The 13,864-nt window shown below is 68.4% G+C and carries 13 protein-coding genes; 11 read left to right on the plus strand and 2 right to left on the minus strand.

Annotation, left to right across the window (positions count from 1 at the left end):
• From ACFVDP_RS43255 to ACFVDP_RS43265, 3 genes are all read left to right on the plus strand, one after another.
• Positions 1-459, plus strand: a complete 459-nt coding sequence (locus ACFVDP_RS43255) for a MarR family winged helix-turn-helix transcriptional regulator (protein WP_383503226.1) — start codon at positions 1-3, stop codon at positions 457-459.
• Positions 456-2,723, plus strand: a complete 2,268-nt coding sequence (locus tag ACFVDP_RS43260) for a DHA2 family efflux MFS transporter permease subunit (protein WP_383503228.1) — start codon at positions 456-458, stop codon at positions 2,721-2,723. The genes ACFVDP_RS43255 and ACFVDP_RS43260 overlap by 4 nt, the downstream gene beginning before the upstream one ends.
• Before the next feature lie 140 nt (positions 2,724-2,863).
• Positions 2,864-3,586 carry a 4'-phosphopantetheinyl transferase gene (locus tag ACFVDP_RS43265; protein WP_383503230.1) on the plus strand — a complete coding sequence of 241 codons (723 nt, stop codon included), beginning with the start codon at positions 2,864-2,866 and terminating at the stop codon, positions 3,584-3,586.
• 552 nt (positions 3,587-4,138) lie between these two features.
• On the opposite strand, the gene ACFVDP_RS43270 is transcribed toward ACFVDP_RS43265, so the two are convergent.
• Positions 4,139-4,333 (minus strand): hypothetical protein, encoded by a 195-nt coding sequence (locus ACFVDP_RS43270; RefSeq protein WP_383503232.1) that lies wholly within the window; start codon positions 4,331-4,333, stop codon positions 4,139-4,141.
• Positions 4,334-4,372: 39 nt separating this feature from the next.
• Between ACFVDP_RS43270 and ACFVDP_RS43275 the strand changes: the two genes are divergently transcribed.
• From ACFVDP_RS43275 to ACFVDP_RS43300, 6 genes are all read left to right on the plus strand, one after another.
• The gene (locus ACFVDP_RS43275) at positions 4,373-4,621 is read left to right on the plus strand and encodes a hypothetical protein (protein WP_383503234.1); all 249 of its coding nucleotides are present in this window, start codon (positions 4,373-4,375) and stop codon (positions 4,619-4,621) included.
• Complete coding sequence (locus tag ACFVDP_RS43280) at positions 4,618-6,204, plus strand: helix-turn-helix domain-containing protein (protein ID WP_383503235.1); 1,587 nt, start codon at positions 4,618-4,620, stop codon at positions 6,202-6,204. Before ACFVDP_RS43275 ends, ACFVDP_RS43280 begins: the two co-directional genes overlap by 4 nt.
• On the plus strand, positions 6,205-6,780 hold the full coding sequence (locus ACFVDP_RS43285) for a transcriptional regulator (protein WP_383503237.1): 576 nt from the start codon (positions 6,205-6,207) through the stop codon (positions 6,778-6,780).
• Between the two features lie 909 nt (positions 6,781-7,689).
• Entirely contained in the window at positions 7,690-8,769 is a 1,080-nt protein-coding gene (locus tag ACFVDP_RS43290) for a bifunctional DNA primase/polymerase (RefSeq protein ID WP_383503246.1), read from the plus strand.
• The gene (locus tag ACFVDP_RS43295; RefSeq protein WP_383503239.1) at positions 8,766-10,298 is read left to right on the plus strand and encodes a phage/plasmid primase, P4 family; all 1,533 of its coding nucleotides are present in this window, start codon (positions 8,766-8,768) and stop codon (positions 10,296-10,298) included. The genes ACFVDP_RS43290 and ACFVDP_RS43295 overlap by 4 nt, the downstream gene beginning before the upstream one ends.
• A 154-nt stretch (positions 10,299-10,452) precedes the next feature.
• The gene (locus ACFVDP_RS43300; RefSeq protein ID WP_383503241.1) at positions 10,453-10,830 is read left to right on the plus strand and encodes a DUF6009 family protein; all 378 of its coding nucleotides are present in this window, start codon (positions 10,453-10,455) and stop codon (positions 10,828-10,830) included.
• A 268-nt stretch (positions 10,831-11,098) separates the two neighbouring features.
• Here the strand turns inward: ACFVDP_RS43300 and ACFVDP_RS43305 are convergent, their stop codons facing one another.
• Entirely contained in the window at positions 11,099-11,602 is a 504-nt protein-coding gene (locus ACFVDP_RS43305; protein ID WP_383503243.1) for an SRPBCC family protein, read from the minus strand.
• Positions 11,603-11,724: 122 nt separating this feature from the next.
• Between ACFVDP_RS43305 and ACFVDP_RS43310 the strand changes: the two genes are divergently transcribed.
• Together ACFVDP_RS43310 and ACFVDP_RS43315 are read left to right on the plus strand one after the other, a co-directional pair.
• Entirely contained in the window at positions 11,725-12,423 is a 699-nt protein-coding gene (locus ACFVDP_RS43310) for a TetR/AcrR family transcriptional regulator (protein WP_383503245.1), read from the plus strand.
• Positions 12,424-12,747: 324 nt separating this feature from the next.
• Complete coding sequence (locus tag ACFVDP_RS43315) at positions 12,748-13,449, plus strand: DUF998 domain-containing protein (protein ID WP_383503248.1); 702 nt, start codon at positions 12,748-12,750, stop codon at positions 13,447-13,449.
• Positions 13,450-13,864 lie beyond the last annotated feature (415 nt).

A 13,864-nucleotide genomic window follows, 5' to 3' on the forward strand; every position in this document is an offset into this window, starting at 1 on the left:
GTGGTTCAGGACCCCGAGGTCACGGCTTCCGAGCTCGTCGCGGCTCTGACAGAAACGGTGTCACCGCTTCTGCGCCACGCCGGGACCGTGTTCGCCAGCAACCAGGTCCCCTTCTCCCAGGCCAGCCTGCTGACCGACCTGTACGAGCAGGGGACCCCCCAGCGCATGAGCACGCTGGCCCACACATTCGATGTGGCCCCCCGCACCGTCACCACCCTCGTCGACGGGCTCGAGCGCCGTGGACTCGTTCAGCGGGCCCCGGATCCGGACGACCGACGCGCGGTCCTGGTCGGCGTCACCGACAAGGGCAACGCACTGATGCAGGAGATCGAGTGGGGCAGGCAAGCCCTCGCCGACGAACTCGTCACCGGCCTCACCGGCAGCGAACGCGCGGAGTTCGCGCGCCTGCTCAACAAACTCCGCCCGACGCCCAGGACCGAGCAGGGAGGCCAGGCATGAGCGCAGGCGTTGCGACGGCGACGGACCAGGCGGCCGCCGACCGTAACCACCGCAACCGCTGGTACGTGCTCGTCGTCATCGCCACCGCCCAGCTGATGGTGATGCTCGACGGCACGATCGTCCAGATCGCGTTGCCCTCGGTCCAGCAATCGCTCCACATGTCCGACGCCAACCGGCAATGGATGATCACCGCGTACGCGCTCGCCTTCGGAGGACTGCTCCTGATCGGCGGCCGGCTCGCCGACCGGTACGGCCGCGGCCGGACCTTCCTCGTGGGCCTGATCGGCTTCGCCCTGGTCTCCGCGATCGGCGGCGCCGCGCCCAACACCGAAACGCTCATCGCCGCCCGCGCCCTACAGGGCGTCTTCGCCGCCATCCTGTCGCCGGCCACGGTCTCCCTGCTGACCACCAGCTTCACCGAAACCAAGGACAGGGCCAAGGCGTTCGGCCTCTTCAGCGGCATCGTCGGCAGCGGAGCCGCCATCGGACTGATCATCGGCGGTGTCCTCACCGAATACGCGGGCTGGCGCTGGTGCCTCTACGTGAACGTGCCGATCGCCATCGCCGTGACGGCCCTCGGCATCGCCACCCTGCCACGAGACCGGGGCCACCGGGACATCAACCTCGACATGATCGGCGCGGTCCTCGGCTGCCTGGGGCCGGTCGCCCTCGTCTACGGCCTGTCCGAGGCGCCCGAACGCGGCTGGAACTCCCCCCTCGTAGTAGGCCTGTTGACCGCGTCCGTCGTCCTGATCGGCGCCTTCCTGTTCTCCCAGACCCGCATCCGCCAGCCGCTGCTCCCGCTGCGCGTCGTCGTCGAACGCACCCGCGCGGGCGCCTTCCTCGGGGCCGCACTGCTCAACTTCGGCATGCTGGGCATCTCACTGTTCGCCACCTACCACCTGCAGCTCGTCATGCACTACAAGCCGCTGAAGGCAGGACTCGCGTTCCTGCCGATGGTCGGCGCGGTCATGGTGGTCGCGACGCAGGTGGTCGCCCGCGTCATGGGACGGATCCCGACGCGCTGGCTGGTCGGCCCGGGCCTGGCCTTCACCGCGGCCGGCGTCTGGATGTTCACCACGCTCTCCGAGGACAGCTCCTACCTCTTCGGGGTGCTCCCGGCCTGGCTTCTGCTCGGCATCGGCATGGGCCTGAGCTACTCACCCACCACACACGCCTCGCTGGCCGGAGTGGCGGAGCGCGACTCCGGCGCGGTGTCCGCCTTCCAGACGACGGCACGCCAGATCGGCGGAGCCATCGGCCTCGCACTGAGCAACACCCTCGCGGCGTCCGCGGCGGCCTCCTACTTCGCCGACCACAAGGGCCAAGGCGGACAGGACGAACTCCTCATCCGGTCCATCGTGCACGGCAGCGCGTCCGCCGCATGGTGGGTCAGCGGCATCCTGCTCATCGGCACGGTCATCTGCACGATCATGATCAACGCGGACCCGCGCACGACACGGTCCGCCCCGGCCGGCGCCGTCATGATCTGCGGCCGGGTCGTCTGGGCCGACGACGTGCCGGTCTCCGAAGCGGCGCTCACCCTCGTCACCCACGACGGCCGCGAGGTCGCACACACATCGGCCGACGCCAATGGTGCCTACGCACTGCGGGCACCCGGACACGAAGGACCGTACATCCTCATCGCCCGGTCGGACACGCACCGTTCGACCGCCACACCACTCGCCCTCACCGAGGGGGCCTCAGAGATCGAACACACCGTCACCTTCCAGGACGAAGGAGTGGTCAGCGGCATCGCGCAGGACGAGGCGGACGGGCTGCCGCTCAACGGCGCGTCCGTCATACTGACCGACGTGCACGGCCGCCTCATCCGCTCCCTGTCGACGGACGACAAAGGCTCGTTCCTCATCGACAGGCTCGCGTACAGCCCGTACGTCCTCGTCGTCCACCACGACGGCTACCGGCCCGCGGCCATCGACATCCGGATCGGCGAACCACGGCAGATCACCGTGACCGCGGAACTCGCCGCACTCTCCCGTCTCGGCAGCCTGAGCGGGGTGGTCAGCGACAGCGAGCGCACGCCGGTGAACGACGTGCGACTCACCCTCACGGACGGCTCCGGCACCGGGCTGACCGCCACCACCAAGAAGGACGGCAGTTTCCAGTTCGCAGACCTGCCGGTCGGCAGCTACATCCTGATCGCGGCGGGCCATCCGCCGACGGTGAGCCAGCTCAAGATCTCCGAGGCGACCAACCAGCACAACATCCACCTGGACCGCGACGGAGGCGCCCCCTCCCTCTGAACCGCCCCGTACGGCCTGCCGCTGTCCGGCGAAGGAACCCCGTCCCCGTCGAACCGGGCCGGGTCCTTCGCCGGACAGCGCGTCAGTGACAGACCACACTGAACGGCGCACTCTCGTAGCGCCGATGGAGGTAAGGACCAGTGCTTGCTGGGCTGCTCGCGGACTCGGTGGCGATTGTCGAGTCGTTCGGTGATGACGGGAGTGACCGCGCTCTGCTCTATCCCGAGGAGCAGGCGTGCGTGGCGCGGGCAGTGGACAAGCGCCGCCGCGAGTTCACCGCGGTCCGTGCCTGCGCCCGCCGTGCCATGGCCGAACTCGGGGTTCCGCCCGCACCCGTGCTGCCCGGTGAGCGCGGGGCCCCGCAGTGGTCGGCCGGACTGATCGGCACCATGACCCACTGCGACGGCTACCGCGCCGCCGCCCTGGCCCGCGCCGCCGATCTGGCCTCCCTCGGCATCGACGCCGAACCCCATGGCCCCCTCCCGGACGGCATCCTGCCCTCCGTCTCACTGCCCGCCGAACGAACCCGCCTGACACAACTGGCCACACGCTGGCCTGCCGTGCACTGGGACCGAGTGCTCTACAGCGCGAAAGAGTCCGTCTACAAAGCATGGTTCCCGCTGACCCACAGACGGCTGGACTTCGACGAGGCGGACATAGACCTCTCCATGGACCCCGGCACAGCAGCGCACGGCGGCTTCCACGTCGAACTCCTCGTCCCCGGACCCGTCGTGGGAGGCATCCGCCTCGGGCACCTCCAAGGGCGGTGGACGGTCGATCGAGGCTTCGTCGGCACCGCGGTGACGGTACGTCACCCACCGGCCGCCCCACCCGCGCCTGCTGAGCCGAGACCAGCACCCTGAGCTGCGCGCCGGCAGATGGCGTTCTCGCCTGCACGAAACCGGCGGCGAGGCCCTGATGATCGACCAGCCTTCCCGTGGCTGACCCACCGGGGCCTGGTCCAGCGCCCCTCGTGCCCCGACCCGCGCTGTGACGACGAGCGGCAAGCATGCCATCGGGCTGCGTGGCCGCGCCGCGCCAAACGTGTGGAGCAAACGGGGTGACCGGGCACTGCCCGGTGTGCACGAGCCGCGAGAGCACCGAGCGGCTCCTGCGTGACGCCGTCGACCTGGCCGTCGCCGTCCGTTCTGACGAGCTGGAGGAAGCAGATGTCCGCGAGAGGTGCAGCGCGGACACAGCGGCTCTCTTTGAGCGCACGTGCGAGCGCATGACGACTTCGGCCACAAGTCCCGGGGAGCGTGCCCAGACCGAGCAACGGGTGGCCCGGCAGATCCGCGTCAAGCGAAGGCAGACCGCTCTCGACCGACTGCGCGCGTTGTCAACCATGGTGCAGGCCGGGCGGAGCAGCGCGCCGCCGAGCAACTGCTCAACACTCTCCTCGACGCACTCGCCATTCACGACGACTTTGCGGTCCAAGGCGCGGACTTCCCGCCGCCATGGACTACGAGCACAACGGCGATGCCGCCGAACGGCGAGCCCTCGGCGAGCGGGACAAGATGGTCGATGTCGAGCCGGTGCGCGTCGTCGATGTAGTTGTTGTCGTACGCGGAGAACCACTCGATGCCCATCACGTAAATCGCGACAATCACTACTTTGACGAACGTCAGAACATTTGACATAATTGCCTGGTGGCGGAACTGGACGATGAACATGAACTCGCGGTATCGGTGGCGGCGTTGAAGACCGCCGAGGAGCGTGTCACCGCCGCGCTGCGCGCGTTCCTGGCCCGGGATCCGGTGACGGGGCGCCCCGTGCACGGCAGGATCGGGCGGGCGGCCGAGATCACCGGGTGGGGACAGCAGCGCGTGAAGGAGATCGTCACTCCGGAGCTGGCCGAGCGCCGTCGCAGCCAGCGCGACGAGGGGCGTCGGCCATGAGCGGCTTCGACGCGATCGACTCCCTGCTCGCCTCCGTCACCGCGGAGGCCGAACTCCCCGCGGTCGAAGTACGGCGCGAGCTGCGGGAGCAGGCCGGCTTGTCCAAGGCGCAGGTAGCCCGCGCACTCGAAGTGAGCCCCTCCACCGTGAGCGCCTGGGAGTCAGGCAGCCGGGAGCCGTCCGGAGCGATGCGCACCCGGTACGCCTACCTCCTGGACGGTCTCGCGCAGAAGCTCCGTCAAGAACCACGGACCGAGCCTTCAGCTCATGGCGCCGACGAGACACCGTCCGACCCACAGCCCGAATCCGCACCGGGCCAGCCCGACGACGTCGACATTGACGCTGATGCAGACGACGTCGAGGCCCTGTCCGCCCCGCAGCCGTGCGTGCTGTGTGGCGGCCCGGCCGGCCACCGCGTAGCCGGCTTCCCGCAGCACCTGGACGCAGCCGACTGCCATTCCATGGCCCCACCGGCCGAGGCCACTGCGCCCGCCGCGCCCCCGGAGCCCGCCCCGGCGCGGCCGCCGAGGAATTCGACCGGCGGCCGACCGGCTCGCGAAGGTCACAAGGCCGCCCGGCCGAAGCCGCCGACGCGCCGGGCCTTCCAGCCCTCCGATGAACCCGTCGGGCTGATCGGCAAGGCGGTGCGGGCCGCGCTGGCCGAACACCAGGGTGACGTGGAGAGCGCCACCGCGGCGTTGGTGAAGCGGGCGATCCCGGACGCGATGGCGCTGCTGGACGCCACCCGTGCGGGCGGACGCTATGACGTGATCGCGCATCCCTGGATGCCGGACGTGCTCAAGAAGCAGACCTCGCGCGGCGCCGACCAGGTGTGGGAGGCCCGCCCCAAGTGGACGCGGCCCGAACTGCCACCGGGTGAGCACGAGGTGACCGCCCTCGACATCAACGGCGCCTATCTGTCCGCCCTGAAGACGCACCTGCCGCTGGGCCAGCTGGAGCACTCCACCGGCTTCGGCCACGACCGGCGCCGGGCCGGCATCCACCTGATCACGCCGCCGCACTGGGACCACGACGACGTCCTGCCGAACCCGATCGGGCAGCGCGACGAGCCCGGTCCGCTGTGGGTCACCGAGCCGACCCTGCGCCTCCTCCAGCGGCTGTCCGGGCCCAAGTACGGGCTGTGCGAGCCGCCCGAGATCCATGAGTCGTACACCTCCGGCGCCACGGAAGGGCTCCTGGAGAAGTTCCGCATCGCCTTGAAGGACTCCCGGGACACCGCGATCGCCGAGGACGACGAGGTGACACTGGAGTACGTGAAGGCGATGTATTCCAAGTTCGTCTCCACGATGGGGGAGTCGAACTACAACCGGGAGCTGTACCGGCCGGACTGGATGCACCTGATCCGCTCGCAGGCCTTCGCCAACCTGTGGATGAAGGCCCTCAAGGCCCACGAGGAGGGCCTGACCGTCGTACGCGCCATGGGCACCGACGAACTCCACGTCATCGGCGACTGGCGCACCGTCTTCCCCGAGGGCCGCGGCGTCACCGAAGTCAAGGTCAAAGACCTCTACACTGCAGGCTCCACGGCCCACCCGGACTCAGACTCCGAAGGGGAAGAGTAAGTGCCCGACAGGAACACGGAGTTCGGCAAGTTCGGCGCCCAGGGCATCAAGGGTTACGAGGCGGCGGCCCGACAGCTCGACGCACTGGTGGAGTTCATCGCCACCCCCGTCACCCAGCGCCGCGGCATGCTCGCCCGCCTGCACTACCTCACCCGCTCCGAGCGAGCGAAGGCAGCCGCCCGCGCAGCCGGGCTGAACGTCACCGACCGCACACTGAAGCGCTGGGCCGAGGGCAAGGCCTCCCCGTCGAAGAAGAGCCTCGCCCAACTGGAGGCCGCCTACCTGCAGGTGCGCCGCCACAACGTGGCGCGTCACCTGCTGCAGCGCCTCAAGAAGGACGGCCGTGGCACCCGCGTGGAATTCCACCCGCTCAACCAGTCCCAGGTGAACCGCCCCCACGTACGCGAGGTCTCCTTCCGCACCCTGAACGTGAGGAACTGGGACCGGATGGTCGACGCATGGGCGGCGAATGACGACGACGCCATGGACGCCGCCTGGTTCGACGACATCACCGCCGACCTAGGCTCCGACTACGGCGCCTACGAATACGTCATGAACATCGGCTTCGCCGCCTGAGCAGGGCCCCGGCTCCGCTCCTGACCGACGAGGAAAGCCGAATGATCGTGGTTCATGGGGCGGCGAGATCTCACAGATGAGCAGTGGGCCGTGCTGGCACCGTTGTTGCCGACGGGGACGAGGGCAGGGCGCCCACCCGTCTGGCCGCGGTGGCAGCTGATTGACGGCTTACGGTTTCGGGTCAGGACTTGGGGTTCCGTGGCGGGACATGCCCGTCGAGTACGGGTCGTGGGTCGCCGCCGCCGCCCACCAGCTGAACGCCTGCCTGACCGCCTCTGCGGCATGGGGTGTCGGCGGGCGGACCGTGTCCAGCCGGGTCGAGCACGGCATGGGCCCGGGATGGCTGCGCCTGCTCGCGAAGCCGGAGGACAAGGCCGACGTCGCGCCGAGGCACGGTCAGGTTGGGTCCCTGTTCAGTCCCTGGCAGAAAAGCCCAGCTCACAGCCCTGCATGGGACGTATCAGGGACTGAAGGGACTCAACTTCTCCATTATCAGCTAGTTATGAACATCTACGTACGTACGCACGCGAAGAAGAACCCCCTGTAGCTGGAGCGCTCATAATAGAGAAATTCAGTCCCTCCAGTCCCTTTTCAGGCTTGAGGCCAGCCCCTGACCTGCGGAAACGTCAAGGGACTCAAGGGCAGGGACCGAAGAGCGCCAGCCCTGATGCCGCCGCCTGGTCTCTCCACCTCCGCCCGCCTCACCGGCCGGGCCCCCGCCAGGGACCGGAGGGACTGTAGGGACTCTGGTTCAAAATGCCGCGGCGCGCGCAGGAAGCTCCACAAGTCCCCCGGACCAGGGCCTAGACTCGTTCCGGAACACAGTCCCTTCAGTCCCTGTCGGGCAACCACCGTGTGTCTGACCAGGCACTCTTGGCAGGGACTCAACCGATTTCGAGGATCCGCGTGCTGCGCCAAGAGGCTTCGGAGCCTGCTCCCGCAGGCCGGTCGGCTACGCCGCACGCCGTCGCGCGCTGGTGTGCGCAGCAGGGATGGCCGGTCCATCCGCTGGCTCCCAACCGCAAGACACCCGCAGCCAACTGTCCGGCCTGCAAGGCATCCCCGCACCCGGCCAGTCACTGCCCCTGCATCCCCGCTGGCCGGCCCTGCCACGGCTTCCACGCGGCGACCACAGACCCGAACGTCATCAGTGACTGGTGGAACGATGCCCCCACCGCGGGTATCGGTGTGTCCACCGGTCCGGCAGACCTGCTGGTTCTCGACGTAGATGCACACCAGGCAGAAGTCCCCGACCGCAGGCGTCTGTTGCCAGGCATCGGCATCCCCGAACAGGTGAATCTCGCGGGCCTGGCCAGCGGATTCGACACCCTCGCGCTTCTGGCTGCTTACCGGGGCCAGGCCAACCCCGCCGCCGACACGGGCACCCTGCGCGTGCGCACTCCTTCCGGTGGCCTGCACATCTGGTACCGAAATCCAGCCCCCCAGACCCGGTTCCGCTGTTCCACCGGCTCAAGCCCGAAGGTGGCCCTGGCCTGGCAGGTCGACGTGCGGGCCGAAGGCGGCTACATCATCGCCCCCACCACCCGCACCGCACAGGGCAGCTACCAACCACAAGGCCCGGCCCGGCTCCCCGCAGACCTCCCCGCCTGGCTGAGGGACGAACTGATCCGCACCGGCCACCTCATAGAACCCCCAAAACCGGCCCCGCTCGTCCCCACGTCGCGCGGCCGCCGTGCCGCCAGGAACACAGCCGACGGACAACGGATCCTCGAACCGCTGCTCGCCGAGGTCGCTGCATGCGGTGCCGTAGCCGAGGGCGCCGCCTTCACGGAGAAGCTCAACCGTGCCGCCTACACGGCAGGAGGGCTCGCAGCCGCCGGCCGTATCGAGGAGCAGCCGATCCGTCAGGTGCTCCAGGAGACCGCGGACCAGGCCCGCCCTCACCAACAGCCGCGCAACGCAAGGATCATCAGCGACGCCCTGTCCGCAGGGGCGAACCGCCCGCTTCACTCTCAAGGACGTTCATGAGCAGCGCGGAACACCCCCCAGATTTCGACCCCCAGGCCGCAGCACAGCAGATGCTCGACCTGGAGGCCCAGACCCTGCCCGCCCCGAGCCTGCTCCCCGCCCAGGCGACTGTTCCAGCCGCACCGACGCCCCCACCGACGGGCCTGCTGCCCCGGACCCTGTCCGACCGAGGCAACGCGCTGCTCTTCATCCGCCTGTACCGCGAGCAGTTCCGCCACGCCGAAGGCCTGGGCTGGTACACCTGGGACGGCTACCGCTGGAAGCGGACCGGCGGGGAGAAGGCAGCCCTCTGGGCGGCCAGCGAGATGGCAGAAGACATCGCTCAGACAGATCCGAGCGGCTCCTTCAGCAATCGCGACCTGCACAACCACCGGCGACGTACCCTCTCCACGACCGGTATGCAGGCCTTCCTCACCCTGGCGAAAGCCTCTCCCGACCTGTCCGTCGACCCCGACACCCTCGACGGCGACCCCTACGCCCTGTGCACCCCCTCGGGCGTCGTCGATCTGCGCACGGGCATCCTGCGCAAGGCCGACCCGGCACGCGACTTCCACTCCCGCGCCACCAGCGTGGCCCCCGAGCCCATCGACACTCCCCGCTGGCACCGCTTCCTCGACGACACCTTCGGCGACGACGCCGCCGGCAAAGAGATGATCGACTTCCTTCATCTCCTGCTCGGCTACTCCATCACCGGCGATGTCGGCGCGCAGGTCCTGCCCTTCCTCCACGGACAGGGCAAGAACGGCAAGAGCGTTCTGCTCGATGTGATGATCCAGATCCTCGGCGACTACGCGGACGCCGCCCCACCCGGATTTCTCATGGACCGCGGCGCATTCTCCGAACACTCCACCGAGCTGACCGAACTCCACGGACGGCGCCTGGTGGTCTGCAGCGAGCTCAAGCCCAACGACAAGTTCGACGAGGCCCGCGTGCGCCTCCTGACCGGCGGCGACAAGATCAAGGCCCGCAGGATGCGCCAGGACTTCTTCTCCTTCACCCCCACCCACCACCTGTGGCTGCTCGGCAACCACCGGCCCGAAGTCTCCACCGGCGGGTTCGCGTTCTGGCGCCGCATCCGCCTTCTGCCGTTCGAGAAGGTGGTCCCCGACGACCGCAAGATCGACAACCTGGCCTTCGAACTCGTCAGAGACGAGGGACCGGGAATCCTGCACTGGCTGATCGAAGGCGCCCGCCGCTACCTCAGCACCCGGGACCCCCTCCACGGCCCCGACCGCGTCCGCTTGGCCACTACCGCCTACGCAGCCACCGAAGACCACATCGGCCGCTTCCTGAGCGAACGCTGCACCCGCACCCCCGACTCCACCGACAGCGAACTGCGTGTGGAACAGGGCCTGCTCCACACCGAGTACAGCGCCTGGTGCCACGCCGGAGAAGGCGTCCGTCCCGCTGGCGCCCGGGCCTTCGCCAACCGCATCCGCCAGGAGCTGGGCCTCGCCTCACCCAGCGACATGATCAAATCCAACGGGCGCAAGTACTACCCCAACCTTGCGCTGCTGGTCGAGGAGTGACCATGCCTCTCCCGGGACAGAGGTCAGACCAACGCAGCCCCGCACGGCCCCTCACACAGACTTACGATGAGGTGAGTGTCCGGCGCAGGACGCCCACCCCGCGCAGCACGCTGATTCCCCGCCCGCATCACCCCATCCAGGAGGGGCCGACGCCATGAGCTCGCTACTGACCGAGAGCGATCTCGCCCACGAGGACGACGTGGTGTGGCTCGAAGACCCTGACGGCCTCGACTACGTACGTCAGACCCTCGACAAGACCAAGCGCCGCAACACCAAGCCCCCCTACCTGCGGGACGGCCGCATGGTCGGCTACGCCCGGCTCAGCACGGACGCCGAACCCGACCCGGACAGTGGCCTCTACAAGAGGCGCATCTTCTTCCTCCTCCCGCACGACCGCGACGCCAACCCCACCGGCCTGTACCAAGAAGGCGCACCCGGTGAGGCCGTGGATCCACGCACCGTCGTGCCCAAGCAACCAGGACAGAAGACAGAACGCTCCCAGCGCGGCCCCGGACTGACTACCACGACGTAACCCGTCCCCTGCGCTGCACCGTACTTCGCCCCGCGGGCCGCCTGGTGGGCTACGCGGAATTCGCGTCTCTGTGCAGCTCAGAGCAGTGCAATACACGCGGGCAGGGACTGGAACTTCGAGTCGTTGTAGCGGGTGAGTACGTCGCTCAGCAGCGGCACTGCGCGCAGGGGGCGCCGCAGCTCGGTGAAACTCTCGCGTCCATGATGTCGAGTTCCTCGCGGCACACCCAGTGCTGTTGAAGTTTGACCAGGTCCCGGTCGTGTCCTGGTCATGACCGCTCCGCGGCAGTCTTGATCGAGTCGAGCCAGCGGGTCAGCTCGGTGTGCAGCTTCGCGCTGTCGTAGAAGAGCCCGAGCAGGGTGCCGGCCATGGACTCCTCGGAGCGCAGGAGCGTAGTGCCGTCCTCGCGAGTCGTGAGGAGGTGACGGTGCACGGCGCGCGAGCCCATTGCGCTGCCGGTCCAGGTGATCTCGCGCAGCGGCTCGACGACGGCGAACCGTGAGGCGATTTTGGTACGGCCGTTGATCCAGGTGAACCGCGTGTCCACCGCGACGATGCCATCCCCGGCGACGTGCACCTCGTGGATGGCCGGGGCGAACGTCGACCAGCCTGCGGGGTCGGCGAGCAGGGCCCACACCCGCTCGACCGGCGCGTCGATGAGTACCTCGTGCGTGGACCGGATGGGTGCGGCCTCGTCGGTCTGGTGCCGCTTGGCGTAGTTCTCGTGCAGCTCGTCGAGCGACGGTCCGCGGTAGCGCATCTCCTGGAACATCTTGCCCCTCCCATTTCGTGACTACTGCTCTCGTTGGAGAACAGTAGTCACGCTTACGGCCTGTCGTCAAGAACAGTGTTCTCGTTGCAGATCGGCGTTCTCTCTTGTGGCATGCTGGGGGCATGGCAGCGATCCCCAATGCCCGACAGCGGGCCCGCTCAGCACTGATCGACGACATCAAGGCAGAGGCGTTCCGTCAGCTGTCGGCGCACGGCTCCGCCGGGCTGACGCTTCGGGCCATCGCCCGCGAGCTCGACATGGTGCCCTCGGCGCTGTACCGCTACTTCCCCGGCCGAGAGCAGCTGCTCACCGCCATGATCATCGACTCCTATCGCGACCTCGCCGACCATCTGGAGGCCGCGGCGGCCACCAAGAAGGCGCACCGTGACCGCTGGCTGGCGGTGTGCCACGGCGTGCGGGACTGGGCGTTGGCCCGTCCGCACCAGTACGCACTGCTGTACGGCACGACCGTGCCCGGCTACCAGGCGCCCCAGGACACAGTCACCCCGGCCGTCAGAATCCCGCTGCTGCTGCTGGGAATCGCGTGCGACGCCTGGCGCACCGGACAACTCACCCAACCCGCCGACGAACCCTGGTCGGACGAAGTCGCCGCAAACGCCGCCACCCTCGCCGAGGCGACAGGCTTCCTCGACGTCCCGCCGGCACTGCTGATGCGCGCCGTCAGCGCCTACACTCAACTGTTCGGAGCGGTCAGCATGGAACTCTTCGGCCACCTCCACGGCGCCTTCGACAACGACACGGTCTTCTTTGACCACAGCGTCATCCTGCTCGCCGGCCTCGTGGGGTTCCACACCTCCTGACCGGCCCCAGCAGGAGACGCAGGGGGCAGTGCGAGAACCCGGCATCAGGGCCGAAAGCCCGATGACGGTGCCGACGACGTCCTCCGCGACTGCTGGCTCAAGGGCGCGGGCCGCACGACGGCCCAACCGCTGCGGCAGCATGGCCAGTACGTCACTGACTGGGTGACGAGCAAGCTGCGCCGAGCCCCTGGTGAACGGGCCGCGGGGCGAGCGTGGAGCGGAGTAGCGCCCCGTGTCGTCGGCGGATTTCTCCGGGTAGGGGTCAGGGTGATCTCGGGGATCGCCCTCATGGTGCGGCGCCTGTCCAGAGTGAACGATCAGGACATGTCTACTCGTCGGCGCCGTCCACCCAGCAGGCTCAGCCGCTTTCTCGCTCCCGCACTGTGGGGCGCCGTCGCACTGGCAGCAGCGGCGGCGGTGGGGGCGCCGTTGGACACCGACCCCGGGCTGAGCCCGTTCTCACTGACTGTCAGCGACTTCGCCGCACTCGACCGCGGTGGACTGATCGAGACCAGCATGGCGGTCCTGGGGGTGATGTCCTTCGTCCTGCTGGCCGTGGGGAGGAGATGGCTCACCGGTGTGCGTGGTCTGCCGTCTGTGCTGCTGGCAGCCTGGGGCCTGGGCTTGGTGGTCGCTGCCGTGGTACCGACCGATCCGCTGACCACGCATCTGAGCGGCTCGGCTTATGTGCATCGCTACGCCTCCATCATGGCGTTCCTCGCTCTGCCGTTGGCCGGGATCGTCCTGGCCCGGCGGCTCGCTGCGGCCCCCGACGCGGGCCGAACGATCCGCTGGCTACGCCTGCTGTCCACAGCCGCTCTGGCAGGGGCCGTGGTCATGGCTCTGTCCGCGGGACCGGGCCACCGAGAGCTGATCGGGTTGGTGGAACGCGTGTTGCTGGGCAGCGAGGTGGTTCTCCTCGGCGTCTTCGGCCACTACGTGCAAAGGCGTATGCCACTCGCCGCTAGGACATCAGACGGGTGGCCAGGCGAACAGGCTGGGCGGAAACCTATCGGGCAAGGGTGATCTTGACCTGTTTGTTGTGGCACTGGGCGAGTTCGTCGTGCCGACTGATCCGTCGGACAAGCTCTAGACCTATACACAAACGATCTGATTACCCATCAGCCATTGGATGGCAGAAGCAATCGCAAGCGAATTCTCAGGCCATAATCAATCCGGCTGCAAAGAATGACGCCGACCGCACCCGCTAGCTGCTGTTGTTGGTGTATCCGCGCGGAGAGTGGACACACTGCTCAGATCGCGGAGCGATCTGAGCAGTCAGCAACGCGGAGCGTTGCTGACCTGGCGTCACGGAGTGACGCCAACTCGCGTGCGGAGCACGCGAGTTGTATTTGGCGCGGAGCGCCGGATACCGCCGCGTAGCGGCGGCGCGTCGTGTCTGCGGAGCAAAACCGTCTCTTCTACACACCTCCCAACCCAC

Source organism: Streptomyces sp. NPDC057694 (assembly GCF_042799415.1).
GTDB lineage: Bacteria > Actinomycetota > Actinomycetes > Streptomycetales > Streptomycetaceae > Streptomyces.